We start from the raw sequence: 6206 nt of genomic DNA, 5'->3' as shown, positions 1-6206 counted from the left end.
GCATCTTCCACACGGCCGAGGAATGCGCGGGCATGCTCGCCTCGGGCATGGAGGTCGGCCTCAACGACAGCTACCGGGCCCTCGACGCCCTGCTGGCCGAACGTCGCTGAGCGCGCGAAACCCGATGCGGTGGCGGGGAGTCCCGCATCGGGTGGCGGCGTGGCCTGTTTCGCCGCAGGCTGATTCCGGACAGCGAGGGCGATGCGGCCTCGGCGCCGCGTCAGAGGTGAGTGCAGCCGGTCGCTCGTTTGCGTGGCTTCAAGCGCAACGGCGGTAGCGGCGGAGCGGGTATCCGCTCCTCGGGGGTGTGGCCGACGACCAACGGAAAACGGCTGGCATCGCGGGCTTCCCACGCCTGCCGCGCATCGATGATCTCCTCGTGACTGCGGGCGACGAAGTTCCACCACATCACCAGCTCCTCGGCGAAGGGTTCGCCGCCGACCAGCGCGAAATGCGCTCCGTCGGTGCTGGACAGGAGCAATTCGGTGCGGTCGGTGCCCAGATACAGCAGCGGGCCCGGGGTGAGTTCGGTGCCGTCGATCGTCACCGCGCCCTCGATCACCAGCACGGCGTGCTCGAACGCGCGGTCCAGCGGGAGCGACACCTCGGCGCCGGGGTCGAGCACGATGTCGGCCCCGACGATCGGCGTGTAGGCCTTCGCGGGTGAGGCGACACCGCCCAGGGCGCCGATCAACACGGTGGCGCGCAGTCCTGGCGCCGCGTAGCTCGGCAGTTCGCGATGCTGCTCGAAATGCGGGTCGATGCCGGTGGCGGTGCCGGGCAGCGCGATCCACAGCTGGAGGCCGTGGCCCGCTTCCGCGCCGGGCACGCCGAACTCAGAATGCGCGATGCCGCGACCGGAGGTCATCAGATTCAGCTGCCCCGGCGCGATCTCGACGTCGGAGCCCACCGAATCGCGATGCCGGATGCGGCCGTCGAGCGGCCAGGTCACCGTCTGCAAGCCGATGTGGGGGTGGGGCAGGATGTCGGGGGAGGCGCCGGCCTCGGTCGCGGTGGCCGAACCGAACCGGTCGAGGAAACACCACGCGCCGACGGTCGGCAGATCCCGTTGCGGCAGTGTGCGTTCCACGTACACCCCGCGCACCCCGCCGAGTGGGACCTCCCTGGCCGGATACAACTCGGCGATCGGACCCGGACGCGGCGACGGCTCACACAGCGCCTCGTCCGGGTCGATCTCCAGGTCGCTCATCCGGCGATGCCCTTGCCCACCACGTGCGCGTCGTACTCGGGGTGCTTGTCCAGCCAGCCGCGAATGAACGGGCAGTGCGCGGTGATGGTGCGCCCGCGCGCGATCACGTCCTCGATTGCCTGGCGGGCGAGTACGCCGCCGAGTCCCTTGCCCGCGAACGCGTCATCGATCTCGGTGTGGATGAAATCGGTGTCGTTGTCGCGCTCGATGTATTCGGTGAAGCCGGCGAGCTCGTCGTCGAAGAACACGTCGTAGCGATTCTTCTCGACATTGCGCACGACGCGGCGCTGTGGCTCTGCTGTCTCGGTCATCGGCAAACGCTCCTTCCGCACCGACGGCGGTGCGCTGAGGGTCGGCGCGTCGTTGCGTCGACCGTGACGGTAACCAGAACCATTCGTCGGCCGCAGCCTATTCCGCGCGATCGTCGGTCGTCGCGGGACTCTATTCGCGTCCTGCCGAGGTGAACGTCATATCCGCGTACCGGCTGCCTGCCACCTGTTCGGCGATCGGCTCCACTGCGGCCAGTTCGTCCGCAGACAGGCGTACTGATGCCGCGGCGACGTTATCGGCCAGTCTGGTCCGCTTGCGGGTGCCGGGAATCGGCACCACGGACAGGTTGTGCACGTCCGCCCGCGCGTGTACCCACGCGAGTGCGACCTGGGCCTGGGTGATGCCGTGCGCGGCGGCGATCGCGGCCAGCGGTGCGAGCAATGCGGCGTTGTGCTGGGCGTTGTCGCCGGTGAAGCGGGGCTGGAACTTGCGGAAGTCCTGGTCGCTCAGCTCTGTCGCCGAGGTGAACGCGCCGGTGAGAAAACCGCGGCCCAGCGGCGAGTACGGAACGAACGCCACACCCAGTTCGGCCGCGGCGGGCACCGCGGTGCGTTCCACGTCGCGGGAGAACAGCGACCATTCCGACTGCAACGCCGCGATCGGGTGCACCGCGTGCGCGGCCCGCAGTTCGTCACCGGTCACCTCGGACAACCCGAGCGCCCGCACCTTGCCCGCCGCGACGAGTTCGGCCATGGCGGCGACGGTCTCCTCGATCGGGACCCGCGGGTCGCGCCGGTGCATGTAGTACAGGTCGATCGTGTCGACGCCGAGCCTGCGCAGGCTGGCCTCGACCGACGCGCGGATGTAGGCGGGGGAGTTGTCGAAGCCGCGGAAGGACGGATCGTCGGCCTTGCGAACGATGCCGAATTTCGTGGCGATGAGCAGGTTTTCGCGGTTGGCGCGCACGAAATCGCCGAGGAATTCCTCGTTGTGACCGGATCCGTACACGTCGGCGGTGTCGAACAGGGTGACGCCGAGTTCGAGCGCGTGGTCGAGGGTGGCCCGCGATTCGGCCGCGTCGGTATCACCGTAGAACTCGCTGATGCCCATACAGCCGAGCCCCTGAGTGCCGATCAGCGGTCCGTCGGCGCCCAGAGTCGTGGTCGGCAGTGTCGCGGTGGTGCTCATGTGTCGCTTCCTTCGCTCGTGTGCACGGTGATCGTGGCGGGCCGGACCACATCCGATCGGCCTTCGTAGACGGCGATCTTGTAGTCGAGAACGGCCACGGTCTGCTGCAGCTCCGCGATCTTGTCGAGCACGTCGGATCTGGTCTGCCGGAACATCTCCAGCCGATCCGGGTAGGTCTGCTCGCCTGCCCGCACCAGTTCGGCGTAGCGGATCATGTCGGCCACCGGCATGCCGGTGAGCCGCAGCCGGGCGATCAGCGCCAGCCACTCCAGGTCGCGGTCGCTGAACCGGCGGTTGCCGGTGTGATCGCGACCGACATAGCTCATCAGCCCGATCCGCTCGTACCAGCGCAGGGTGTCGCGGCTCAGGCCCGAGCGATCGGCCACCTGGCCGATCGAATACCTCGGGCGTTCGTGCTCGTCGTCGCCGCTCTCGGCGCGCAGCGCCGCGTCCTGATCCATCGTGCTCGTCCCTTCCCGTGGAACTTCTTAGACGGTATCCACCTGGAGTGCACTCCAAGCAAGGACTGTTCCTCGGGGGCGAGCGAAGTCAGCTGTAGTTCGGCAGCTCCTGGATCGCCCACTTGTTGCCGTCGGGGTCGGCGAAGAAGGTGAACCGTCCCCAGCCCATGTCCTCGACGGGGCTGGCCGCCACACCCGCGGCGATCAGCTGTTCATAGGCCTTGTCGGCGCTGGCCACGACCATCTGCATCCCCTCGACGCTGCCCGGTGCGGCGCTGGTGAGCCCGCGGCCGATGCAGATCGAACACCCCGAACCCGGCGGTGTGAGCTGGACGAATCGGATCTCCGGGGACGGTGTGTGGTCGTGATCGGCGTTGAAGCCGATGCTGGTGTAGAAATCCTTGGCCCGGTCGACATCGGTGACCGGGATGGCAACGAGTTCGATTTTCCAATCCATGTGGTCGAGCATGACACGGTGGTCCGACGGAAACGTAGTGTGGATCACATGGCTGGTAAGGACATCGACCGCGTCAGGGCCCGCTCGGCTTGGGAAACGGTCAAGGAGAGCCCGGTGATCACCGCTATCGCGGTGGCCCCGGTGGTACTCGTGCTCGGCGTGGTCTGGGCGCTGACGAACGGATTCGTCGCGTTCGTGCTCCTGGCGCTGCTGGGGGTGGGGATCGTCGTCGGCGGCAAGCTGCTCAAGTGAGCCGCACCGAATGAGGTCAGCGCGGGACGTGGAACGTCGTGAGTTCGCCCGTTCCGGGGCCGAGTTGTGCCCACGGCCGATCGAACTCGAGCACGGCCAGCGCCGAGGTGGGGAACTTGCGGCTGAGCTCGGTCGCCTGATCGGATTCGCGGTTGCCCGCCAGCTCCCACGCGGTCCAGGGAATCCCGGGCACATGGCCGACGATGAGCAGCGTCGAGATCGTGTCGTCGGTGAGCCCGATCAGTTCCATGAGGGTGTGCGGGTTCGCGTCGTAGATGTCGTCGGTGTACTCGACGGGCGCGGTGATGCCGGTGGCCGCGAGGGTCTGTCTGGTGCGCTCGGCGGTCGAGCAGCGCACCGCGTCGATCGGCGGCGCGGCGGCGCGCAACCAGTCCCCGGCCAGCGCCGCTTCGCGCTCGCCACGCGGTGCCAGCGGGCGCGCGTGGTCGTCGACGTTGTCGGGATAGGCCGATTTTCCGTGCCGCATCAGGATCAGGGTCGCCACCATGAGACCACCGTAATCGTGGGCAGCGGTGAGGTAGCAGTCACACTCGAGGCACACTGAAAGCTGCGTCACCATCGATGGGTTCGTGGTTCACCCGCCACGGGCCCTGATAGGGGGCGTCTCGAGCCACCGACCACACATTTCGAGGATCTGCACCTATGGCCTACGTCATCACGCAGCGTTGTTGCAACGACGCCAGCTGCGTCACCGAATGCCCGGTCGACTGCATCCGCCCGACTCCGGATCAACCGGAGTTCGCCACGGCGGAGATGCTGTACATCGACCCCGACACCTGCATCGACTGCGGTGCCTGCGTTGACGCGTGCCCGGTGGACGCGATCTTCTCCGAAGATGACCTGCTGGCCTCGCTGTCCAGATACCGCGAGATCAACGCCGCCTACTTCCAGCGTCACCCGCTCGAGTCGAACTTCGACCCGCTGAGCACACCGGTGCGCCCGCCCAAGAGCCTGGGCACGCTGCGCGTCGCGATCGTCGGCGCGGGCCCCGCTGCCTGCTACGCCGCCGACGAATTGCTGCGGCGCAGCGATGTCGAGGTGGAGATGTTCGACCGGCTGCCGACCCCGTGGGGTCTGGTGCGCGCGGGCGTCGCCCCCGATCACGCGGGCACCAAGGGCGTCGCCGAGATGTTCGAGTCGGCGTTCCGCCGCGACACGCTGCAGTACTACCTCAATGTCGAGGTCGGTGAGCACATCGATCACCAGGAGCTCCTCGACCACCACCACGCGGTGATCTACGCCGTCGGCGCCTCGAGCGACCGCGCGCTCGGCATCCCCGGCGAGGACCTGCCCGGCAGCCACTCGGCCACCGAGTTCGTGGCCTGGTACAACGGCCACCCCGACTTCGCCGAGCACGAGTTCGACCTGTCCGGTGAACGTGCGGTGATCGTCGGCAACGGCAACGTGGCCCTCGATGTGGCGCGCGTGCTCACCGGCGACCCGGACGAGCTCGCCAAGACCGACATCGCCGACCACGCGCTGGACGCCCTGCGTCGCAGCAACATCCGCGAGGTGGTGATCCTCGGGCGACGCGGCCCGCTGCAAGCCGCCTACAGCTCGCCGGAGTTCCTCGCGCTCACCCATCGCACGGGCGTCGATGTGATCGTCGACCCCGCCGATATCGAACTCGACCCGCACAGCCGCGCGTTGCTCGACGATCCGAACATCGAACCCTCGTTGCGCCTGAAGTACGAGCTCGCGAAAGAGTATTCGACGGCCGCGCCCGACCTGTCGAACAAGCGGATCGTGTTCCGCTACCTCGCCGCGCCGACCGTCGTGCACGGCACCGACGCGGTCACCGCGATCGAGTTCGCGCACAACGAATTGACCGAGGAGAACGGGCAATTGGTGGCCACCGCCACCGATCGCACCGAGACCATCGAGACCGGCCTGGTGCTGCGCTCGATCGGCTACCGTGGCGAACCCGTCGCCGGCCTGCCCTTCGACGAGCGCCGTGGCACCGTGCCGAGCGAGCACGGCCGGGTCATCGACGCGACCGTGCCCGTCCCCGGCGTCTACGTCTCCGGCTGGATCAAGCGCGGCCCGCGCGGGGTGATCGGCTCCAACCGGATCGACGCCGAGGAGACCGTCGAAGCGGTGATCGCCGACTTCATCGCGGGCAAACTCACCGCGCCGACCGGCGACCGCGCCGCCCTGCGGGCACTGCTCGCGCAGCGCCAGCCCGATCTGGTCGACCGCAAGGGCTGGAAGACCATCGACCAGGCCGAGAAGACCGCGGGCAAGGCGGCAGGCAGGCCGCGGGTCAAGTTCACCACCCGCGCCGACCTGCTCAAAGCAGCCAAGGGCTAGGTGCAGAGCTGGCACGGGTACCCGCGGTGCCGGGTAC

8 protein-coding genes are annotated in these 6206 nt (G+C 68.2%); 2 read left to right on the top strand and 6 right to left on the bottom strand.

Annotated features, from left to right (window positions below; genetic code table 11):
- Positions 1–220 precede the first annotated feature (220 nt).
- The 5 genes from ACFWF3_RS20630 to ACFWF3_RS20610 form a co-directional block, all read right to left on the bottom strand.
- Positions 221–1210, bottom strand: coding sequence for a pirin family protein (locus ACFWF3_RS20630; protein WP_379314895.1), 990 nt, complete (start codon positions 1208–1210; stop codon positions 221–223).
- Positions 1207–1521: a GNAT family N-acetyltransferase gene (locus ACFWF3_RS20625; RefSeq protein ID WP_378990930.1), complete on the bottom strand. Its 315-nt coding sequence runs from the start codon at positions 1519–1521 to the stop codon at positions 1207–1209. Before ACFWF3_RS20625 ends, ACFWF3_RS20630 begins: the two co-directional genes overlap by 4 nt.
- A gap of 130 nt (positions 1522–1651) precedes the next feature.
- Positions 1652–2668, bottom strand: a complete 1017-nt coding sequence (locus ACFWF3_RS20620) for an aldo/keto reductase (protein ID WP_378990928.1) — start codon at positions 2666–2668, stop codon at positions 1652–1654.
- Positions 2665–3129: a MerR family transcriptional regulator gene (locus ACFWF3_RS20615; RefSeq protein WP_378990927.1), complete on the bottom strand. Its 465-nt coding sequence runs from the start codon at positions 3127–3129 to the stop codon at positions 2665–2667. The genes ACFWF3_RS20620 and ACFWF3_RS20615 overlap by 4 nt, the downstream gene beginning before the upstream one ends.
- A gap of 88 nt (positions 3130–3217) precedes the next feature.
- Positions 3218–3586, bottom strand: coding sequence for a VOC family protein (locus tag ACFWF3_RS20610; RefSeq protein WP_378990926.1), 369 nt, complete (start codon positions 3584–3586; stop codon positions 3218–3220).
- Positions 3587–3634: 48 nt separating this feature from the next.
- Between ACFWF3_RS20610 and ACFWF3_RS20605 the strand changes: the two genes are divergently transcribed.
- Positions 3635–3838 carry a hypothetical protein gene (locus ACFWF3_RS20605; protein ID WP_062988972.1) on the top strand — a complete coding sequence of 68 codons (204 nt, stop codon included), beginning with the start codon at positions 3635–3637 and terminating at the stop codon, positions 3836–3838.
- A 16-nt stretch (positions 3839–3854) separates the two neighbouring features.
- Here ACFWF3_RS20605 and ACFWF3_RS20600 read toward each other — a convergent pair whose 3' ends face one another.
- Complete coding sequence (locus ACFWF3_RS20600; protein ID WP_378634316.1) at positions 3855–4346, bottom strand: SixA phosphatase family protein; 492 nt, start codon at positions 4344–4346, stop codon at positions 3855–3857.
- A gap of 155 nt (positions 4347–4501) precedes the next feature.
- Between ACFWF3_RS20600 and ACFWF3_RS20595 the strand changes: the two genes are divergently transcribed.
- On the top strand, positions 4502–6169 hold the full coding sequence (locus ACFWF3_RS20595) for an FAD-dependent oxidoreductase (protein ID WP_379314894.1): 1668 nt from the start codon (positions 4502–4504) through the stop codon (positions 6167–6169).
- Positions 6170–6206 lie beyond the last annotated feature (37 nt).

It is taken from the genome of Nocardia sp. NPDC060220 (assembly GCF_042727815.1).
Classification (GTDB): domain Bacteria; phylum Actinomycetota; class Actinomycetes; order Mycobacteriales; family Mycobacteriaceae; genus Nocardia.
The sequence above is the reverse complement of the archived record's forward strand: the minus strand, read 5'-3'. Positions and strand labels throughout refer to the sequence as shown.

What these genes read in the sequence shown, in the direction of transcription:
- ACFWF3_RS20630 (WP_379314895.1), bottom strand. Translation starts at nt 1,210, where the DNA reads ATGAGCGACCTGGAGATCGACCCGGACGAGGCGCTGTGTGAGCCGTCG.
- ACFWF3_RS20625 (WP_378990930.1), bottom strand. Translation starts at nt 1,521, where the DNA reads ATGACCGAGACAGCAGAGCCACAGCGCCGCGTCGTGCGCAATGTCGAG.
- ACFWF3_RS20620 (WP_378990928.1), bottom strand. Translation starts at nt 2,668, where the DNA reads ATGAGCACCACCGCGACACTGCCGACCACGACTCTGGGCGCCGACGGA.
- ACFWF3_RS20615 (WP_378990927.1), bottom strand. Translation starts at nt 3,129, where the DNA reads ATGGATCAGGACGCGGCGCTGCGCGCCGAGAGCGGCGACGACGAGCAC.
- ACFWF3_RS20610 (WP_378990926.1), bottom strand. Translation starts at nt 3,586, where the DNA reads ATGGATTGGAAAATCGAACTCGTTGCCATCCCGGTCACCGATGTCGAC.
- ACFWF3_RS20605 (WP_062988972.1), top strand. Translation starts at nt 3,635, where the DNA reads ATGGCTGGTAAGGACATCGACCGCGTCAGGGCCCGCTCGGCTTGGGAA.
- ACFWF3_RS20600 (WP_378634316.1), bottom strand. Translation starts at nt 4,346, where the DNA reads ATGGTGGCGACCCTGATCCTGATGCGGCACGGAAAATCGGCCTATCCC.
- ACFWF3_RS20595 (WP_379314894.1), top strand. Translation starts at nt 4,502, where the DNA reads ATGGCCTACGTCATCACGCAGCGTTGTTGCAACGACGCCAGCTGCGTC.